Genomic DNA, 18184 nt, shown 5'->3' on the forward strand with positions numbered 1-18184 from the left:
CCGATTCGTACCTTCATCAATGACCGGGTTGTAAGATATGCGTTAAAAAACACATATCCGTTATTAAGGGTTGCGGATTGTAGCCACTTTTTTCACTAAAAGCAAATACTAATAAAGAAAAATATAGAACATAACCGCTAAGCCGCTTATCATGCTTGCTTATTTCATAGTTGTAAAGTTAGGCGGGCTGATTAAATGTTGGTGTTGGGCATAGAAACATCTTGTGATGAGACAGGGGTAGCATTATATGACAGTGAGCGCGGCCTTTTGGCGGATGCGCTATTTAGTCAAATTGACTTGCACCGTGTCTATGGCGGAGTGGTTCCAGAGCTTGCATCGCGTGATCATATCAAGCGTATCCTGCCGCTCATTGAGCAGGTGTTGAACGAGGCGCATTGTTCTAAGCAAGATATCCAAGGTATTGTATATACTGCAGGCCCTGGCTTGGTCGGAGCATTGTTGGTTGGAGCCTCTTGTGCGCAAGCCTTAGCCTTTGCTTGGGATGTTCCTGCTGTTGGAGTACACCATATGGAAGGGCATTTATTAGCTCCGATGCTTGAGGAAACTCCGCCGCAGTTTCCCTTTGTGGCGTTATTAGTATCGGGTGGGCACACGCAGCTGGTGCGTGTTGATGAGATTGGTCAGTATCGTTTGCTAGGTGAGTCTATTGATGATGCTGCAGGTGAGGCCTTTGATAAAACTGCTAAAATGATGGGCTTGCGTTATCCCGGAGGGCCAGAAATTGCGCGTTTAGCAGAAAAGGGTGTGTCTGGACGTTTTGTCTTACCTAAGCCCATGACTGATCGCCCAGGTTTGGAATTTAGTTTTAGTGGTTTAAAAACTGCGACTTTAACGGCGTGGCAAAAGTGTCTTGCAGCCGGTGATGACTGTGAGCAAACTCGCGCTGATTTGGCTCATGCCTTCCAGGCAGCGGTAGTTACGACATTAACTATTAAGTGTCAGCGTGCTTTGCAGCAAGAAGGTTTGAAAAATTTAGTGATTGCAGGTGGGGTAAGTGCTAATCAGGCGCTGCGTAAGTCTTTAGAAAGTATGCTAGTCAAGCATGGAGGGCAAGTGTTTTATGCGCGACCAGAGTTTTGTACTGATAATGGTGCAATGATTGCCTATGCGGGGTGCCAACGCTTGTTGGCTGGTCAGCATGAGGGACGCGCGATTCATGTGCGAGCACGCTGGCCCTTAGAAGAATTGCCTGCGTTGCTTTAAAACTAATCTCTAAAGTTGCGTTCGGTGCCGTCTAGTAAGTCTTTTAAATTGCTGCGATGACGCCAGACCAATAAAGCACTTAACATGCTTACAGGCAATAGGGCAAGAGGTTGCTGCCAAGCCAGCAAAGGTAAGCATAAGGTGACGCTAGCTAAGGATGCAAGTGAGCTGATGCGGGTGAGGAAAAAAGTCAGTGACCAGACTAGAAGTGCGAGAAGTGCTGCTGGAGGATAGAGTCCTAGTAGCATACCAGCTGTTGTAGCAACACCTTTACCACCGCGAAAACTGAAGTACAGTGGATATAAATGGCCAATTACCGCGGTTAGACCGATCCAAGCCTGCTGTTGCAGGTTAAGCCCTACTGCATTGGCAAATAAAACGGGTACTAACCCTTTGCTCAGATCGCCGAGCAGGGTCAAAATAGCCAAGCGTTTACCTGCAACGCGTAGCATATTGGTGGCACCGGGGTTGCCAGAACCTTGCACGCGGGGGTCGCTATTGCCGTAATAACGGCTCAGCACAATGGCAAAAGAAAACGAGCCAACAAGATAAGCGCACACTAGTAATAATTCAAACATTTGATTGATCCAAGGCTAGCGAGCCTTGATTCTAACGAGGCAAGAGCAAAGTGGACACGGTATTTATCGAAAGTCTAGAAGTAGACACTGTAATTGGTGCCTATGACTGGGAGCGCACAATTCGTCAAAACTTAGTGGTGGATGTGCATATGGGGTGGGATAATCGCCCATGCGCTGCGGAGGACGCTTTGCATTTAGCCTTAGATTATGCCGCAGTATCCGAGCGCATTAGTGTGTTTGCTCAAAGTAGTAACTTTGAGCTCGTGGAAACTTTTGCTGAACGCTTGGCAGGATTGTTAATGGATGAGTTTAATATTCCGTGGTTGCGTTTGAAAATCACTAAACCTGGTGCCGTTGCTGGTGCGCGCGGTGTTGGGGTGGAGATTGAACGCGGATGTCGCTAGTTGATGTGTATTTAGGTTTAGGCAGCAATATTGAGCGTGAAGCGCATTTGTGCGCAGGGCTTGATGCTTTGTTTGAACTTTTTGGCGAGTTGCGTTGTTCGCCTGTTTTTGAGAGTGAGCCAGTAGGTATTCGTAGTGATTGCTTTCTAAACTTAGTGGTGCATTTTAAAACAGCGATGCCATTGCAGAGACTGAATCAGCATCTAAAGCAGATTGAATCGATCAATGGGCGTTACGCACAGCCACGGCGTGGTTTGACCTTAGATATTGATGTGTTGCTTTATGAGCAGCACGTGGGTGTTTTTGGTGATGTGATTCTGCCCCGTGCTGAAATTTTGAAAAATGCTTTTGTGTTGTGGCCTTTATCAATATTAGCACCGCAAGTGCTACACCCTGTGGAGCAGTGCAGTTTTTTGCAACTTTGGCAGCAAACACCAATCGAACAAAACTTATGGCCGCATGCTTTCGTCTGGCGTGGCCAGGATTTAACGCCTGTGCATTTGTTAAAAGCCAGTGCAGTGTAAGACTGGAGTCATAATTAACGACCAAGATAGCGATTTAAATTAGCAATCAATGAGGAATATATGCGGGTTTTAGTATTAGGGGCGGGAGTTATTGGTGTCACCACAGCTTATTATTTAGCCAGACAAGGTTACCAAGTAGTAGTGGTTGATCGTCAAGAAGATGTAGCTGAGGAAACTAGTTTTGCCAACGCTGGGCAAATTTCACCAGGAATTGCTGCTCCTTGGGCTGCGCCAGGGGTGCCATTTAAAGCAATTAAATGGCTCATGCAGCGTCATGCCCCGTTCTCCTTAAAACTGACCAAGGATCCTTTTCAATACCAGTGGTTGCTACGTATGCTGCGTAATTGCACATCAGCTCGTTATGCGGTGAATAAAGAGCGTATGGTGCGTATGGCGGAATACAGTCGTGACTGTTTAGATGCTTTGCGTGCTGAGACTGGTATTGAATATGAGGGGCGGCAAAAAGGTACAACGCAATTGTTTCGCACGCAAAAACAGTTGGATCATGCAGCGCAAGATATTGCTATCTTAGAGCAAAGTGGTGTGCCCTATGAATTACTGAAACCCTCAGAGATCGGTCGTGTGGAACCTGCTTTATCTGCAGTGTCTGACACCTTAACTGGTGCGCTACATGTGCCTAATGATCAGACGGGTGATTGCAATCTATTTACTCGTAATCTGGCTGCATTAGCACGTGAGCTGGGCGTTGAATTCCGTTTAGGCTGTACCGTTCAGAGTATTAGTAGCAGTGGTGACCAGGTAACCGGGGTGATGATTGATGGTGTGCTAGAAACGGCTGATCAGTATGTACTGGCTTTAGCCAGTTACTCTAGAGCGATGCTGCTGCCGCTAGGAATTAAAATTCCTGTGTATCCGTTAAAAGGTTATTCATTAACTCTGCCTATTCGTAATGTGGCGATGGCGCCGCAATCTACGGTGATTGATGAAACTTACAAGGTGGCTATTACGCGTTTTGACCAACGAATTCGTGTGGGTGGCATGGCACAAGTTGCAGGTTTTGATTTGGAGTTGGACCCTAAGCGTCGCGAGACTTTAGAGTATGTTACTCGGCTTTTATACCCGCAAGGCGGTGATGTAGCGCAGGGGGAAATCTGGACTGGATTGCGTCCAGCTACACCGGATGGCACCCCCATTGTAGGGCACACTGCTTATCGTAATTTATTTTTAAATACTGGGCATGGAACTTTAGGTTGGACCATGTCTTGTGGCTCGGCAAGTTATCTAGCGGATGTTATGCGTCAACGTATTCCGCAAATCAGTCGCGAAGGTTTAGATATGTTTCGCTACTGCTGAGGTCGCTCCTTATTAGGCTTTACTCGGTGCGTGGCACTTGGGTGATTTAATGTCAACTTTTAGAAGGAACAGGACATGCGTCCGGCGCGTGCACTCATCAATCTGCAGGCTTTGCGTCATAATTATCAATTAGCACAAACATTGTGTGCGGGAAAGGCTTTAGCCGTGGTGAAAGCCGATGCTTATGGGCATGGTGCTGTTGTTTGCTCGCAGGCATTGCAGGATATTTCTGATGGCTTTGCAGTGTCGAGTCTTGAAGAGGCTCTAGAATTGCGCGCAGCCGGAATTAAGCAGCCCATTGTGTTGTTGGAAGGTTTTTTTCACGCTGACGAATTGGCTCTGATAGTTGCGTATGACTTATGGTGTATGGTTCATGCTGAATGGCAATTGCAGGCTGTAGAGCAGGCACAGTTGTCTCAGCCAATCAGGGTATGGCTGAAAATAGACTCTGGGATGCACCGAGTAGGCTTTTTTCCACATGAGGTTTACACAGTATGGCAGCGACTTCAGGCTAGCCATAATGTTGCTTCGGTTGTGTTGGCAACGCACTTTGCTCGTGCTGATGAACAGTATTCATCCCGTACTCAAGAGCAGTATCAAGTGTTTCTCGAAGCTACGCGAGGAATACAAGCACAAGTCAGTGTGTGTAATTCTCCAGCCTTGTTGGCCTGGCCAGATATCTGCAGTGACTGGTCACGTCCAGGCATTATTTTATATGGTAGTCAGCCAGTTGCGGCAGAACGATTAAATGGTGAGCAGTTTCGCCCAGTGATGACCTTGCAGTCCAAAGTCATTGCCGTGCGTGAGCTGCCAGCAGGCGAGCCTGTTGGCTATGGTGCACAATTTGTGAGTGACAAGCCTATGCGCGTCGGTGTTGTTGCGCTAGGTTATGCCGATGGTTATCCACGTCACGCGCCGACTGGAACGCCGGTTGCTGTAGATGGTAAGCGTACAAGGTTATTAGGGCGTGTTTCTATGGATATGTTGGCCATTGATTTGACAGATCATGTTACTGCTAGTGTGGGTAGCGTGGTTGAGTTGTGGGGGGAGAACGTTTCAATTGATGAAGTTGCCGAGTTGGCTGGGACAATTTCTTATGAACTGCTGTGTCATGTGAAGCGGGTTAAGTATGAATATTTGCCAATTTAGAAATTAAAAAAATTATTAAGCTGGTCTACTGTTTGCCTGAAGGCAAGGAGTGGTTATACTGTGCCGAATTCGCAAAACCTGTTGCGAGAATGAATTGCCAAGAGAATAGAGGGTGTACCGTGAACCTGATGAAGAAAATTCTGGTAGCTCCAGCAGCTGTTCTAGCCTTATGGGCAGTCAGTGCGCAAGCAACCACTGATGAAGCTATTGCAGAACGTATTAAACCAGTGGGCGTGGTATGCGTCCAAGGTGATGAGTGTGCTAAACAAGCTGCTCCTGCCGCTCCGGCTGCCGCTTCTGCAGGACGTAGTGCCGATGATGTGATTGCTCAGCATTGTAGTGTTTGTCATACAGCGGGTGTCGCAGGTGCACCGATTTCTGGAGAAACAGCTGTCTGGAAAGAGCGAGCAGATGCGAAGGGTGGTTTAGAAGGTTTGTTACAGTCTGCTATCACTGGTCTTAATGCAATGCCTCCTAAAGGGACTTGTAATGACTGTAGTGATGACGAGTTATTGAGCGCAATTCAGTCGATGTCTGGTTTATAAGTCGCTGTTATTGACAATAAATAGTCAAAGTAGATGAATGAACCCCAAAAAGTGGATCGACTTTTTGGGGTTTTTTCATTATTAATGAATGGCGAGCGCATCATATGGGGCGCCGTGGGAGACTCCCTGTCGTGCTGCAAAGTTATGTTAATGGTTTGCTCGTGCTGTTGGGCTTGATTATGGCCATTGGGGCGCAAAATGCTTTTCTCGTGTCGCAAGCATTGCGCCGCGAGCATCATTTTTGGGTTGCCAGTATTTGTGCGTTTTTTGATGTGTTGCTGGTTGCGGCAGGTGTCTATGGCTTGGCGCATGTGTTGACTAGTAGTCCATTATTACTTGTAATTGCCCGCTGGGGTGGAATATTGTTTTTATCCACTTATGCATTGTTGGCATTACGTCGAGCTTTTAGTAAGCAAGTACTCGAGGCTGTGGTTGATCGGCCAACGCAGTCACTAGGTGCTGTAACGGTGACAACTTTAGCGGTGACACTGCTTAATCCCCATGTATATTTAGATACGGTTTTGCTCATCGGCTCTCTTGGGGCGCAGCAAGACTCTCCAGGTGCTTATGTGTTGGGCTCTGCAACAGGCTCTATCTTATGGTTTTTTGGATTAGCAGTGGGTGCTGCTCAATTGGCACCTTGGTTAGCGCGCCCTATGACATGGCGAGTTATCGACTTTTTAGTTGCACTTATGATGATTGTTGTTGCGTTGCAATTGCTCCTTAATGGTTAAAGCCCTATAGATACTGCGTAGATTAGCAGCACCGGTGGTGCTATGATGAAGTGCTTAAAGCAAGTTGAAACCGCTGGCACTAGAATCAGCAGAGCATAAAATAACTTGCTGATTGTGCCTCGTCTGATGTAAATGGAGAATAATATTATGGCTTTTGAATTACCTGCTTTGCCTTACGAAAAAAATGCACTAGAACCACATATTTCTGCAGAAACGCTAGATTTTCACCACGGTAAACACCACAACGCTTACGTTGTAAATCTGAACAACTTGGTTCCAGGTAGTGAGTACGAAGGTAAAAGCTTAGAGGAAATCATCAAGACTTCAAGCGGTGGCGTATTCAACAACGCTGCACAAGTTTGGAACCACACTTTTTACTGGAACTGCTTGGCTCCAAATGCTGGTGGTGAGCCTACAGGTGCTCTAGCTGATGCAATCAATGCAGCTTTTGGTTCTTTTGAAGCATTCAAAGAAGAGTTCACTAAAACTGCAATCGGTACATTCGGTTCAGGTTGGGCTTGGTTGGTTAAAAAAGCTGATGGCTCTTTAGCACTGTCTAGCACTATTGGTGCTGGCTGCCCGCTAACAACTGGAGATACACCGCTACTGACCTGTGACGTGTGGGAGCACGCATACTATATCGATTACCGCAATGCGCGTCCTAAGTACGTTGAAGCATTCTGGAACTTAGTAAACTGGGATTTCGTAGCGAAAAACTTTGCTGCGTAAGTCCCTGTTAAGTGCATAAAGTCTGCACTAAGCCCCGCAGTTGCTAAGGTAGCTGCGGGGCTTTTTATATTGAGTTCAATTCTGTGGTGCACTGATTTTTTTGAGGTAGTTGGTGCCTCCTAATTGGCGCACTTGTTGGCCAATCCATCGCGCGCGTTTGGAAGTGGTAGCGCTGGGTTGACGGGCGCTGCGTAGCAGGGGGCTGGGTAATATGGCAGCTAAAAGATAAGCTTGCTGATTGGATAAATGAGTTGCGCTGGTATTGAAATGGTATTGTGCTGCAGCTTCAGCACCAAAAATACCGTGGCCCCATTCGGCGCTATTTAAATACACTTCTAAAATACGCTCTTTGCTCCATAGTAGCTCAATGAGTAAAGTAAACCACGCTTCCAATGCTTTGCGGGGCCAACTACGTGCTGACCATAGGAAAGTGTTCTTAGCGACTTGCTGTGAGATGGTGCTAGCGCCTCGTATACTGTTACTGTTTTGATTGTATGAAAGAGCTGCACGAATTGCAGCGAAGTCAAAGCCCTTGTGGTTGGCAAATTGCTGGTCTTCACCAGCAATCACAGCGATTTTTAAGTTGTCGGGCAGAGTGTCCCAGTTGATCCAGATACGTTGACTGCTATAGCTTTCGTTAGTTTTTACTGTGCTAAAATGCCTTTCTAGCATTAAAGCGCTATAAGGAGGGTTAACCCAACGCAGGAGTAGCACTAATAACACGCTCAGTACGAGTAAGCTCAATACTGTTGTTAAGACAGTGCGTAATAATCTGCTTAGCATTGTTTTGACCTAGTTCTGAAGAAGCTTGATTATAACCAACATAGGATAAAAGAGGAGGTTTATAGTGCGTTACTGGGTTGTTGTTGCATCTGTTTTTGGAGGGCTGGCGGTACTGTTAGGGGCTTTTGCTGCCCATGGTTTGAAAGGTGTACTGAGTAGTAGCTCTTTAGCTGTCTTACAAACAGGGGTTCAATATCAGTTTATTCATGCTCTAGCTTTATTGTTGGTCGCTGTTTTGGCTCAGCAGCAGCCCTCGCGGGCTTTACAGCTTGCTGCAATCTGCTTTGCCGCTGGAGTGATTTTATTTTCTGGTAGTCTATATGTCCTTGTGTTGACGCCTTTAATGCCAGGTTTGTTAACACCGGTTGGTGGTATGTTGTTGGTTTTAGGTTGGATGAGTTTGGCTTGTTCAATGGTATCTAAAACTTAAATATTTGGTTATCGGGTTATGAACCCGTTAAAATATAAACCCTTCGGAATTTCACGGTTGTGTTATGCATATTCAGTTGAATGGTGAAACTTACCCATTAAGCGAAGCGCTCAGTGTGGCAGGTTTACTTGAACATCTGCAGTTAGCAGGGCGCCGCGTTGCCGTCGAGTTAAACTTCGAAATTGTGCCACGCAGTTTGTACGAGGCCACGCACTTAAAAGAGGGCGATGTGGTTGAGGTTGTACAAGCAATTGGTGGTGGTTAGTTCAACTAACCGTCTTTTACTGATTAAGAGAGACTTTAAATGAACGTTGCGCGCGAAGATCATCCTTTTACAATTGCAGGAAAAACTTACTCATCACGTTTATTGGTGGGTACAGGTAAGTATAAAGATCTTGAAGAAACTGGTTTAGCAATTGAGGCCTCAGGGGCTGAGATTGTGACTGTTGCAGTGCGCCGTACCAATATTGGCCAAAATAAAGATGAGCCAAACCTGTTGGATGTGATTAGCCCTGATCGCTATACCATCTTACCTAATACTGCAGGTTGTTATGATGCTGAATCGGCGATACGTACTTGTCGTTTAGCACGTGAATTATTGGGCGGTCGCTCATTAGTGAAACTGGAAATCCTTGCAGATCAAAAGACCTTATTCCCTAACGTAGTGGAAACGCTAAAAGCAGCAAAAATACTTGTCAATGAGGGTTTTGATGTCATGGTTTATACCAGTGATGACCCTATCATTGCACGTGAGTTGGAAGCTATTGGCTGTATTGCTGTAATGCCTTTAGCAGGCTTGATTGGTACAGGTTTAGGTATTTGTAACCCTTATAATTTGCGTATTATTTTGGAAGAAGCAAAAGTGCCGGTGTTGGTAGATGCCGGTGTGGGGACTGCTTCTGATGCCACTATTGCTATGGAAATGGGTTGCTCAGCAGTGTTGATGAATAGTGCTATTGCTGAGGCGCAACAGCCAGTTTTAATGGCACAAGCTATGCGTTATGCCATTGAGGCAGGGCGTTTTGCTTACTTGGCTGGGCGAATGCCGAAGAAGCTTTATGCTAGTGCCTCCTCGCCGCTTGAAGGTACTATTGATTAAATTCGGTATTTACTTGCATGACTACGCTACAAAAGCGTAGTCATTGACTTCATTTTGATAGGAATCCCATGACAGACGATCTGATCACTGATGATGTGCAGCCTGCGTATCGTCGTGAAATTAAAAGCTATGTAATGCGTGCGGGTCGCATGACTCCAAGGCAGCAACGAGGAGTAGATGAAGGCTGGCCGAAGTTTGGTCTAACGCTTGAGGCGGGAATGCAGGACTTTGCTCAGGTATTTGGTCGCCAAGCACCGCTCACATTAGAGATTGGTTTTGGCATGGGGCATTCTTTATTGGAAATGGCACAAGCTACACCTGGTCATGATTTTATTGGTATAGAAGTTCATCGGCCAGGAGTGGGCTCATTGTTGAGCGGTTTGCTGGCGGAAGGGGTGAATAATGTACGTGTATACAGCTGTGATGCGTTGGAAGTGTTAAAGACATGTGTGCCAGACAGCAGTCTTGATCGTTTGCTTCTGTTTTTCCCTGATCCATGGCATAAAAGTCGTCATCATAAGCGTCGTATTGTGCAGCCAGAGTTTGCTCAATTGGTTCGTAGCAAGCTAAAAGTAGGTGGTATCTTCCACTTGGCAACCGATTGGGAGCCTTATGCTGAGCATATGTTAGAAGTGTTGAATGTGGCGCCTGGTTTTATGAACTTATCTGCTGATCAAACTTCTGTACCGCGTCCGTTAGAGCGCCCTGTGACGAAGTTTGAGCGCCGTGGTGAGCGTTTAGGCCATGGTGTGTGGGACTTAAAGTTTGAGCGGGTACATTAATCTGAGATCATGAGTTGTAAGGCAGAGTTGTTTCTCTAAACTCTGCCACACTATCTTGCATTGCCTTCTCCTCCGCCTCCTCCTATTGCACGCTTTATGTGCTTGATTAAGAGGTGCTTTAGCCCTCTTCCGGCAAACTTAATGGCGATCAGCTAAAATTCCGATGAGCAGAAAAATTAATATTACGACGGGCGATAATGAATAGTTATTTAGGTGCCCAAGAGTGTTTTGCAAGATAGGTGTGAGATAAACCATCGCAAGGCCATAGCCTAAAGTGCAGACCAAAATAAATGCTAAGGTGCGTAAGAGAAAGTTTAAGTGACCGATTGAGCTCCGTACGCGAGCATTGATGTCAGGACCAACTAATACTAGAGCACTGGCCATTATGGCTAAAGAAATATCACTTAAATGAAAACGCGACCATTTAGAAAGTTCAACCACGAGTTCAAGCAATAGATCCATGGGGTCTCCTGTACCTTTGTTTTTCAGTTGTCTAGAAAAATATGCAGTAAATCATTAAGAAAGAGTTGTCCTTGTGCGCTGGCAGCTAAGCGCAAAGGGTCGTCACTTAATAAACCGCGTTGGCGTGCTCGCTGTAATCCTTTTGTTAGTACGCTTGCAGGCAGACCAGTGCGTTTGCTGAAGAGCGTTAGCGCCACACCATCGGTTAAGCGCAGAGCATTCATTAAGAACTCAAAGGGTAATTCTGTCGTAGCGAGAGTTGAACTGCCGGCTAAAAAGGGCTTATCAGGGTTGAGATAGTCATTAGGTTGGCGTGTTTTCCAAGTTCGCTGGATACGGCCTTGCGGATCACTGACCTTGCCATGGGCCCCTGCACCAATACCAATAAAGTCGCCAAATGACCAATAATTAAGATTGTGCTGAGCAAATTGAGCATCACGCGTGTAAGCAGATACTTCATATTGGTGGAAGCCTTGCTTGGCTAGTAAAGCTTGACCGGCCTCTTGAATATCCCAGAGCACGTCATCTTCTGGGAGGGTTGGGGGTTTACTCCAAAACACCGTGTTCGGTTCCATGGTCAGTTGGTACCAAGAAAGATGTGTAGGGGATAGGTCAATGGCTGTTTGTAGATCAGTGAGTGCCTGTTCTGGTGACTGAGCAGGTAAGCCATGCATCAAATCTAAGTTAAAATTGGTAAAACCCGCTTGGCGTGCCATTTTGACCGCGGCAATTGCTTCGCTACCGGAGTGAACGCGACCTAAGGCGTGCAGCTTATTGTCGTCAAAGCTTTGGATACCAATAGACAAACGGTTGATGCCCAGGGTGCGATAAGCAGCAAATTTTTCTTGTTCAAAGGTTCCGGGATTCGCTTCTAGAGTGATTTCTATTTCAGGGCTAAAAATAAGACGTTGTTCCAAGCCATCGAGTAATGTTTGTAGTGCTTGAGCTGAAAATAAGCTGGGTGTACCACCACCGAAAAAAATTGATGTCACTGTACGGCCGTGGACATGTATCAGGTCTTGCTCTAAGTCAGAGAGCAAAGCTGATACATATGCCTCCTCAGGCAACTTAGCAGCGGCAGCATGAGAATTAAAGTCACAATATGGGCATTTGCGTATGCACCAGGGAATATGTACGTACAGCGCTAAAGGAGGCAGTTGAAAGCCGTTTTGTATGGGGTGGTGAGTACTTAAGTCAGAGGTAATGAGACTCATAAGACAAGCTTTTGTTTGAGTATATGCATTGCCTTTGCGCGGTGGCTGAGCTGGTTTTTAAGCGAACTTTCAAGCTCGGCGCTACTACAGTGCTGCTCGGGTACATAGAACAGTGGATCATAGCCAAAGCCGTTTTCACCTTGGGTGGCATGTAAAATACGTCCGTGCCAACGCCCCTCGCAAATGATTGGAAGTGGATCATCAGCATGCTGCAGTAGGGCTAGAACACAAATAAATTGTGCGCCGCGTTGTGCATCGGGCACGCCTTGTAATTCGGCGAGAAGCTTACGGTTATTACCCGCATCGCCGCCCGAGTCGCTATAGCGTGCCGAATAAATCCCAGGTGCACCGCCTAAGTAGTCTACGGCTAGACCTGAGTCGTCGGCCAAGGCAGGTAGACCAGATACAACACAGGCATGGCGTGCTTTTAAAATCGCATTTTCAATAAAACTTAAACCTGTTTCTTCAGGCTCTGTTTGAGTAAATTCGCTAATGGAGCGAATGTGAAAGCGGCCGTCTAATAATGATTGCAGCTCGCGTAGTTTGCCTGTGTTATGGCTAGCTAAAACAAGTTCTTTCATAGGTCAGGGAATACTTCTTGGTTAAACTTGAGCAGGTGAGTCTGACCTTTACTGTCGGTGATTTGCAGGTCAAAGATTAAGACTTCACGACTGCTAATGGTAAACTGCGCTAAATAGTACACAGCATCGCCCTCATCAATTTCGGTAAATGTGAGCTCATTATCTTGACCAAGAAGATTCTTATAACCACCGGTCACTGAGCCTTTTTCTCCTTGACCGGATTTAACCATAGAAATATTCAGCACCGCTTGATTCTTGCTCCGGTTTAAACCGACCGCACGAGCAGTTTCGGGTTGTAGAAAGGTTGAGCTGAAAATATTGTAGTGTACATCCAATTCGCCATAGCTGTGTTTACGTTTGACCTCCGCGTGAGCAGTGAATGCTAAGAAAAAACTTAAACCTAGAGCCAGTAAATAACGCATAACAATTACCTCTTTAATGAACGGGCGTTTTCACCGGTGACACGGTAAATACCAATTTCACCGAGCAGGTTGGGCCAAATGCGACTGCCTAAGTTACGGCGGTGCTGGCGGTCCACGGCTAAACGATCCAGGACAGTCATTTGCATTTCTCGGCACAACTCTTCAAAGTCAGCAAAGGTGCAAAAGTGAATGTTAGGAGTGTTGTACCACGTATAAGGTAAAAAGTCCGAAACAGGCATGCGACCTTTATGAGCTAAATACCAACGACAGCGCCAGTGACCAAAGTTTGGAAAGGTAATTATACAGGTACGACCTACTCGTAGCATTTCTTTAAGAATTTTATCTGGATAATGCACGACTTGTAGGGCTTGAGTCATGACGACCACATCAAAGCTGTCATCAGAAAAATTGCCTAGGCCAAGATCTAGGTCTTGTTCAATAACATTGACGCCTTTTGTGATACAAGCAGCAATATTATCTGGATCAATTTCTAAGCCGTAGCCAGTGACATTTTTATGCTTTTGTAGCCAAGATAAAAGCTCACCGTTACCGCAACCTAAGTCCAACACGCGACTGTTAGCGGGGATCCATTCTTGAATAATTTCTAAATCTGCTCTCATAAGTGCCTCACACACTAATACGGTTCATATAACCGCCAAATGCTTGCAGGTAACGCGGGATAGGAATTAAAAATGCATCGTGACCTTGGGGTGCATCAATATCTAAGTATGTGACGTTTTTCTTTGCATCCATGAGTGCGTCAACAATTTCTTTTGAACGAGCTGGGGAGAAGCGCCAGTCCGTAGTAAAGGAAATAATGAAAAAATTTGCTTGTGCGCGAGCGAAAGTGGCTGATAAGTCGCCGTCATACTGTGCTGCTGGGTCAAAGTAATCTAAGGCTTTGGTCATCAATAAATAAGTATTAGCATCAAAACTGTTGGAGAAACGCTCACCTTGGTAGCGTAGGTAGCTTTCAACCTGAAACTCAACATTATTGATGTCATAGTTCAGACGCTCAGCTTTAAGTTCGCGGCCGAACTTCTCTCCCATAGAACCATCGGACAAATAAGTGATATGACCGACCATACGGGCGAGCATTAAACCACGTTTAGGGATGGTACCTACCTCAGTGAAATTGCCTTCATGGAAATCGGGGTCTTTTAGAATAGCTTGTCGTGCAACTTCATTGAACGCAATATTTTGAGCTGATAAGCGTGGTGCCGCTGCAATGGAAATACAGTGACGCAAACGCTCCGGGTAGCTGATTGACCATTGTAAGGCTTGCATGCCACCGAGGCTGCCGCCGACAACTGCAGCCCATTGCTGAATACCTAAATGATCGGCTAAACGTGCTTGGCTGCACACCCAGTCTTCGACCGTAACCACTGGAAACTGTGCACCATATACTTTACCCGTTTTGGGGTTGATGGTATTAGGACCGGTAGAACCATGGCATCCGCCAAGGTTATTTAAAGACACTACAAAGAATTTATTGGTATCAATAGGTTTGCCTGGGCCTATACAGGTATCCCACCAACCGGGTTTGCGATCATCAACATGGTGATAACCGGCTGCATGATGGGTGCCGGATAAAGCATGACAAATTAGTACAGCATTGCTAGCTGTTGCATTGAGCTGACCATAGGTTTCGTAAATAAGATGGTATTCATCGAGTGTGCGGCCGCAGGTTAACTGAAGCGGCTGATCAAAATGTACCACTTCTGGACTGACTAAGCCGACAGAATCTGTTGGGAAAACGGAAGACACGGCAACTCTCTCTATAAAGTAAGAGGTGCAGTCTAAAGAGCCTAGCCTGATGCGGCAAGTCGTATGCCGCATCCGTAGCTATTGTGGTACTCAAGGGTTGAAGCAGTGACTTGTTAGCTGATGTGGCAGAACAAGTATTGAGTCCTAGGCTCTGTAGCATGCATCTTTATATCGGTTAAATATCGAGCTAATATAACGCATTTAATAGCAGTGCAGTATGACAGTAGATATTATCAGAAACGTTTAGTGGGAAGTCCCGTTTTTGGACGTGCTATTGTCAATTGAAACTACTGCAGATTATGCGCTTGAGTTTTGACATCCTCCCCGACCTAAAGGACGGGGATTCCTATTGCTAGACGACCATGCCCGGCCGCGAGAATGTTACGTGCCGCGTTGATATCGCGATCGTGGGTGACACCACACCCACTGCACGTCCATTCTCTTATTCCAAGTCCTGCGATACCTTTCGGCCTCGACTCGGGCAAACTGCCGCAACTCGAACAGGTTTGGGTGGTGTATGCCTCGTCAACTTCCCTAAAAACAATGCCTGCGTGAGCGCATTTATAGTCCAGCATTGTTTTTAATTGACCCCAGCCAGCATCTAACACTGACTTGGCCATCGTGGTTTTAACGAGTTTTAAGCTACTGACATTGCCCACATAGATTTCACCGCAACGGTTGACCAGCATACGGCTGAACTTGTGCAGGGCATCTTTTCTACGGTTAGCAATCTTGGCGTGAAGGGTTTTGACTTGGGTTTTATTTCTAGCCCGTTGTGCTATGGCTAATTTTTCCTCAAGGCCACGGTAGAAACGACCCGCTTCCAGCTTGGTGCCGTCCGAGCAGGTGGCTGTATCAGTTAAGCCAAGGTCAATACCGATACGGTCTTGGCCTTTGCTTGGTTCGACCTCCATATCAACCACAACATTGAAGTACCAGCGGCCACGAGCATCTTCATTGAAACTGGCCGAGCGAAACTTGTATTGGTTCAAGCCGTAGCTGTCCCAGACCTTAAAATAGTGGCCGTTGTGGTAGACCTGCCCGTTTCTCCATTGCGCCGCACCTGTATTGACGGGTATCCAGCCCAGTGAGCGGCGTACACCGCCTGATTTGCGCCAGTTCAGCCGCACCTTCTTAAACTGCTTGCGGCGTGTGACATACTCACCTGCAATGCACTGTAAGGTTTGGCTGTGCAGGCCAAGCTCTTTACCTGCGCCCTTTGTGTAGGGATGCATATCATACGCAGACAAAAACACACCGCGCTCCTTAATCGAGCGGCGGCTTAATTCATTAACAAAATTCCAGACAAAATTGACGCTTCGAGCCATACGGTTTAGCAAGGGCACATGCCTGTCTCGGACTCGAACTTTTAATGTTTTAGTGTGCCTTATCATGCTGTATACAATACCAGTACCAACCTATACTGCAAAGACTTTAGCAGCCTGTTAAGGGGTTAAGGGGCTGCTTACGCAGCCCTCGTTATCCATCCCCGCACTAAAAGTACGAGGTCTTACGCGATTTTGATAAGTGCTTAACGTTAATTAAAATTTTAAGTGAGCAAAATCAGGTTGCTTGGGGATTTTTCTTGGCTCGATTATACGGACACGTTTTTGCCGAGATAACTCTCCACTTTCGATCTGTACATGACGTTTATGGACGCCAAAGGCTTCGCTTAAAAAATCAATCAGTTGGTTGTTAGCTTTGCCGTCTACAGGTGGTGCATTAAGGCGTATTTTAATGCGTTCTCCGTGTAAGCCGGCAAACTCACTACGTTTTGCACCTGGTTGCAAATGACAAAATATAATCAAGTCATCGGCATCCCAACGTACATGGACAGTCATAGAAATGGACTGACCAAAGCACGTATTGGTCCCACTAAGCCAGTATTGACTGCTAAGTTTGTAATCACTAGGCGCTCCAGTAAGTTAATCGCAATAAAAGCAAAGATCGGTGATAGGTCTAAGCCACCCAAATTGGGTAATAAATTGCGAATTGGTGCTAGCATCGGTTCGCAAATTTGATGTACTAATTGTGCGCCGGGATTTTGACTACCTGGTGCGACCCAAGACAAAATTACACTGATAATTAGGGCGAAAAAGAAAATCTTAAGAAATAACGCAGCAACGGCGATTAAACTCCAAGCTAAAATATAGTGCAGCATCTCGCCAGCAGGTAAGCCGGCTACAGAAAGTACTAAGCACATTAAGATAAACTGGACCAACACGACAAAGACTAAGCCGGCAAGATCAAGTCCCATAACGCTCGGAATAAATCGGCGCAGGGGTGCTAGGATGGGTTGTGTTGCTTTGATAGCAAACTGACTGAGGGGGTTGTAAAAGTCAGCACGCACCAACTGTAGTACGAAGCGCAGCATTGCAACCAGTAAGTAAAGTTGACCAAGGGTTTGAATAATATAAATAAATGCTTCAGTAAGTCCCGACATACAGTCCTCTTATTCGCTAAGTTGTTGAGCAAGCTCTTGAGAGCGGGAGGCAGCGCTGCGCAAGGCAGTTTCAACGAGTTGGTTGAATCCACCTTGTTGGAAGGCGCGAATGGCTGCATCCGTAGTGCCATTGGGTGAGGTGACTTGCTGGCGCAATTGCGCAGCGTCGAGTGTGCTTTGGCAAGCCATGTTTGAGGCCCCTTGAGCAGTGTATTGTGCTAGTTGTGCAGCAATGTCTGCCGGCAGACCTAATTTGATACCAGCTTCGGTCATCGCTTCAATCAATAAGAAAAAGTACGCAGGGCCGCTGCCCGACACGGCGGTAACTGCATCAATCAACTGCTCGTTTTCTAACCATACAGCTAAGCCCACTGCGGACAACAATTGTTCTGCTTGTTTGCGCTGTTGTGTGGATACGGCTTTGGTTGCGTATAGGCCGCTTACACCCTGCTGGATTAATGCGGGAGTGTTGGGCATGCAACGGATAATGGTATGAACACCTAGCCAACGGATTAAACTGTCGCTGGTGATGCCGGCGGCAATGGAAATGACTAATTGCTGGTCAGTCACTGCTACGGCCAGTTGCTCGCACACTTGGCGCATGATTTGTGGTTTAACAGCAAGCACTATGATGTCTGCGCCCTTTACTGCTAATTGGTTGTCGGTGAAGATATGAATGGCATAGGTACTTTTGAGTTTTTCTAACTGGGCTTCACCTGGGTCGCTGGCGTTAATGTTGTGTGCGTGAACACCTTGTTTGCAGAGGCCGCCAATTAAGCTAGCAGCCATGTTGCCTGCTCCAATAAAAGTAATTTTTGTATTGCCCACGTATAAGGCTCCTTGGGTGGCGGGTTGAGGAACAAACACCGCAAAATTGAAAAATACTTGAGGCCGTTATTCAGCACAGTTATAGATTGTCCTGTAACTGAGACCATTGCGCAAAGAGATGTCGGTGGTCGTGTTGACCTAATACATACTTAAAGCAGTAAAAATATCGCTT

General features: G+C 46.3%; 24 protein-coding genes. 12 read left to right on the forward strand and 12 right to left on the reverse strand.

All coding sequences use genetic code 11. The features are described from left to right. Positions 1 to 195: 195 nt before the first annotated feature. Positions 196 to 1224 (forward strand): tRNA (adenosine(37)-N6)-threonylcarbamoyltransferase complex transferase subunit TsaD, encoded by a 1029-nt coding sequence (gene tsaD / locus TOI97_RS09250; RefSeq protein WP_321553832.1) that lies wholly within the window; start codon positions 196 to 198, stop codon positions 1222 to 1224. A 2-nt stretch (positions 1225 to 1226) separates the two neighbouring features. On the opposite strand, the gene plsY is transcribed toward tsaD, so the two are convergent. Further along, positions 1227 to 1802 carry a glycerol-3-phosphate 1-O-acyltransferase PlsY gene (gene plsY, locus TOI97_RS09255; RefSeq protein WP_321553833.1) on the reverse strand — a complete coding sequence of 192 codons (576 nt, stop codon included), beginning with the start codon at positions 1800 to 1802 and terminating at the stop codon, positions 1227 to 1229. Positions 1803 to 1852: 50 nt separating this feature from the next. On the opposite strand from plsY, the gene folB reads away from it, so the two are divergent. From folB to sodB, 7 genes are all read left to right on the forward strand, one after another. Then, positions 1853 to 2206, forward strand: a complete 354-nt coding sequence (gene folB, locus TOI97_RS09260; protein ID WP_321553834.1) for a dihydroneopterin aldolase — start codon at positions 1853 to 1855, stop codon at positions 2204 to 2206. Further along, on the forward strand, positions 2197 to 2730 hold the full coding sequence (folK, locus tag TOI97_RS09265) for a 2-amino-4-hydroxy-6-hydroxymethyldihydropteridine diphosphokinase (protein WP_321553835.1): 534 nt from the start codon (positions 2197 to 2199) through the stop codon (positions 2728 to 2730). Before folB ends, folK begins: the two co-directional genes overlap by 10 nt. A 60-nt stretch (positions 2731 to 2790) precedes the next feature. Then, positions 2791 to 4044, forward strand: a complete 1254-nt coding sequence (locus TOI97_RS09270) for a D-amino acid dehydrogenase (RefSeq protein ID WP_321553836.1) — start codon at positions 2791 to 2793, stop codon at positions 4042 to 4044. Between the two features lie 75 nt (positions 4045 to 4119). After that, positions 4120 to 5193 carry an alanine racemase gene (alr, locus tag TOI97_RS09275; protein ID WP_321553837.1) on the forward strand — a complete coding sequence of 358 codons (1074 nt, stop codon included), beginning with the start codon at positions 4120 to 4122 and terminating at the stop codon, positions 5191 to 5193. Between the two features lie 119 nt (positions 5194 to 5312). After that, positions 5313 to 5738: a c-type cytochrome gene (locus tag TOI97_RS09280; protein ID WP_321553838.1), complete on the forward strand. Its 426-nt coding sequence runs from the start codon at positions 5313 to 5315 to the stop codon at positions 5736 to 5738. Between the two features lie 131 nt (positions 5739 to 5869). Then, positions 5870 to 6472 carry a LysE/ArgO family amino acid transporter gene (locus tag TOI97_RS09285; RefSeq protein WP_321553839.1) on the forward strand — a complete coding sequence of 201 codons (603 nt, stop codon included), beginning with the start codon at positions 5870 to 5872 and terminating at the stop codon, positions 6470 to 6472. 147 nt (positions 6473 to 6619) lie between these two features. Next, positions 6620 to 7201, forward strand: a complete 582-nt coding sequence (gene sodB / locus TOI97_RS09290) for a superoxide dismutase [Fe] (RefSeq protein WP_321553840.1) — start codon at positions 6620 to 6622, stop codon at positions 7199 to 7201. A gap of 75 nt (positions 7202 to 7276) precedes the next feature. On the opposite strand, the gene mtgA is transcribed toward sodB, so the two are convergent. Further along, a complete protein-coding gene (gene mtgA / locus TOI97_RS09295; RefSeq protein WP_321553841.1) occupies positions 7277 to 7984 on the reverse strand; it encodes a monofunctional biosynthetic peptidoglycan transglycosylase in 708 nt (235 codons plus the stop codon). Positions 7985 to 8045: 61 nt separating this feature from the next. Between mtgA and TOI97_RS09300 the strand changes: the two genes are divergently transcribed. The 4 genes from TOI97_RS09300 to trmB all read left to right on the forward strand — a co-directional run bounded on the left by TOI97_RS09300 (position 8046) and on the right by trmB (position 10295). Further along, the gene (locus TOI97_RS09300; RefSeq protein WP_321553878.1) at positions 8046 to 8414 is read left to right on the forward strand and encodes a DUF423 domain-containing protein; all 369 of its coding nucleotides are present in this window, start codon (positions 8046 to 8048) and stop codon (positions 8412 to 8414) included. Between the two features lie 64 nt (positions 8415 to 8478). Continuing rightward, positions 8479 to 8679, forward strand: coding sequence for a sulfur carrier protein ThiS (gene thiS / locus TOI97_RS09305; RefSeq protein WP_321553842.1), 201 nt, complete (start codon positions 8479 to 8481; stop codon positions 8677 to 8679). 39 nt (positions 8680 to 8718) lie between these two features. Then, positions 8719 to 9513: a thiazole synthase gene (locus TOI97_RS09310; protein ID WP_321553843.1), complete on the forward strand. Its 795-nt coding sequence runs from the start codon at positions 8719 to 8721 to the stop codon at positions 9511 to 9513. A 68-nt stretch (positions 9514 to 9581) separates the two neighbouring features. Further along, positions 9582 to 10295: a tRNA (guanosine(46)-N7)-methyltransferase TrmB gene (trmB, locus tag TOI97_RS09315; RefSeq protein WP_321553844.1), complete on the forward strand. Its 714-nt coding sequence runs from the start codon at positions 9582 to 9584 to the stop codon at positions 10293 to 10295. A 138-nt stretch (positions 10296 to 10433) separates the two neighbouring features. On the opposite strand, the gene TOI97_RS09320 is transcribed toward trmB, so the two are convergent. The 10 genes from TOI97_RS09320 to proC all read right to left on the reverse strand — a co-directional run bounded on the left by TOI97_RS09320 (position 10434) and on the right by proC (position 18012). Continuing rightward, positions 10434 to 10757, reverse strand: coding sequence for a DUF3392 family protein (locus tag TOI97_RS09320; RefSeq protein WP_321553845.1), 324 nt, complete (start codon positions 10755 to 10757; stop codon positions 10434 to 10436). Between the two features lie 23 nt (positions 10758 to 10780). Then, positions 10781 to 11971 (reverse strand): radical SAM family heme chaperone HemW, encoded by a 1191-nt coding sequence (hemW, locus tag TOI97_RS09325; protein ID WP_321553846.1) that lies wholly within the window; start codon positions 11969 to 11971, stop codon positions 10781 to 10783. After that, positions 11968 to 12552: an RdgB/HAM1 family non-canonical purine NTP pyrophosphatase gene (gene rdgB, locus TOI97_RS09330; RefSeq protein WP_321553847.1), complete on the reverse strand. Its 585-nt coding sequence runs from the start codon at positions 12550 to 12552 to the stop codon at positions 11968 to 11970. Before rdgB ends, hemW begins: the two co-directional genes overlap by 4 nt. Further along, entirely contained in the window at positions 12549 to 12974 is a 426-nt protein-coding gene (locus TOI97_RS09335; RefSeq protein ID WP_321553848.1) for a DUF4426 domain-containing protein, read from the reverse strand. The genes rdgB and TOI97_RS09335 overlap by 4 nt, the downstream gene beginning before the upstream one ends. A gap of 5 nt (positions 12975 to 12979) precedes the next feature. Further along, positions 12980 to 13594, reverse strand: coding sequence for a methionine biosynthesis protein MetW (gene metW, locus TOI97_RS09340; RefSeq protein WP_321553849.1), 615 nt, complete (start codon positions 13592 to 13594; stop codon positions 12980 to 12982). Between the two features lie 7 nt (positions 13595 to 13601). After that, positions 13602 to 14741, reverse strand: coding sequence for a homoserine O-succinyltransferase MetX (metX, locus tag TOI97_RS09345; protein ID WP_321553850.1), 1140 nt, complete (start codon positions 14739 to 14741; stop codon positions 13602 to 13604). A gap of 329 nt (positions 14742 to 15070) precedes the next feature. After that, the gene (locus TOI97_RS09350) at positions 15071 to 16135 is read right to left on the reverse strand and encodes an RNA-guided endonuclease InsQ/TnpB family protein (protein ID WP_321553851.1); all 1065 of its coding nucleotides are present in this window, start codon (positions 16133 to 16135) and stop codon (positions 15071 to 15073) included. Positions 16136 to 16282: 147 nt separating this feature from the next. Then, complete coding sequence (locus TOI97_RS09355; protein ID WP_321553852.1) at positions 16283 to 16582, reverse strand: DUF167 family protein; 300 nt, start codon at positions 16580 to 16582, stop codon at positions 16283 to 16285. Continuing rightward, on the reverse strand, positions 16579 to 17184 hold the full coding sequence (locus tag TOI97_RS09360; RefSeq protein ID WP_321553853.1) for a YggT family protein: 606 nt from the start codon (positions 17182 to 17184) through the stop codon (positions 16579 to 16581). The genes TOI97_RS09355 and TOI97_RS09360 overlap by 4 nt, the downstream gene beginning before the upstream one ends. A 9-nt stretch (positions 17185 to 17193) precedes the next feature. Then, positions 17194 to 18012, reverse strand: a complete 819-nt coding sequence (proC, locus tag TOI97_RS09365) for a pyrroline-5-carboxylate reductase (protein WP_321553854.1) — start codon at positions 18010 to 18012, stop codon at positions 17194 to 17196. Positions 18013 to 18184 lie beyond the last annotated feature (172 nt).

It is taken from the genome of Denitrificimonas halotolerans (assembly GCF_034259425.1).
In the GTDB taxonomy this organism is placed as follows: Bacteria; Pseudomonadota; Gammaproteobacteria; order Pseudomonadales; family Pseudomonadaceae; genus Denitrificimonas; species Denitrificimonas halotolerans.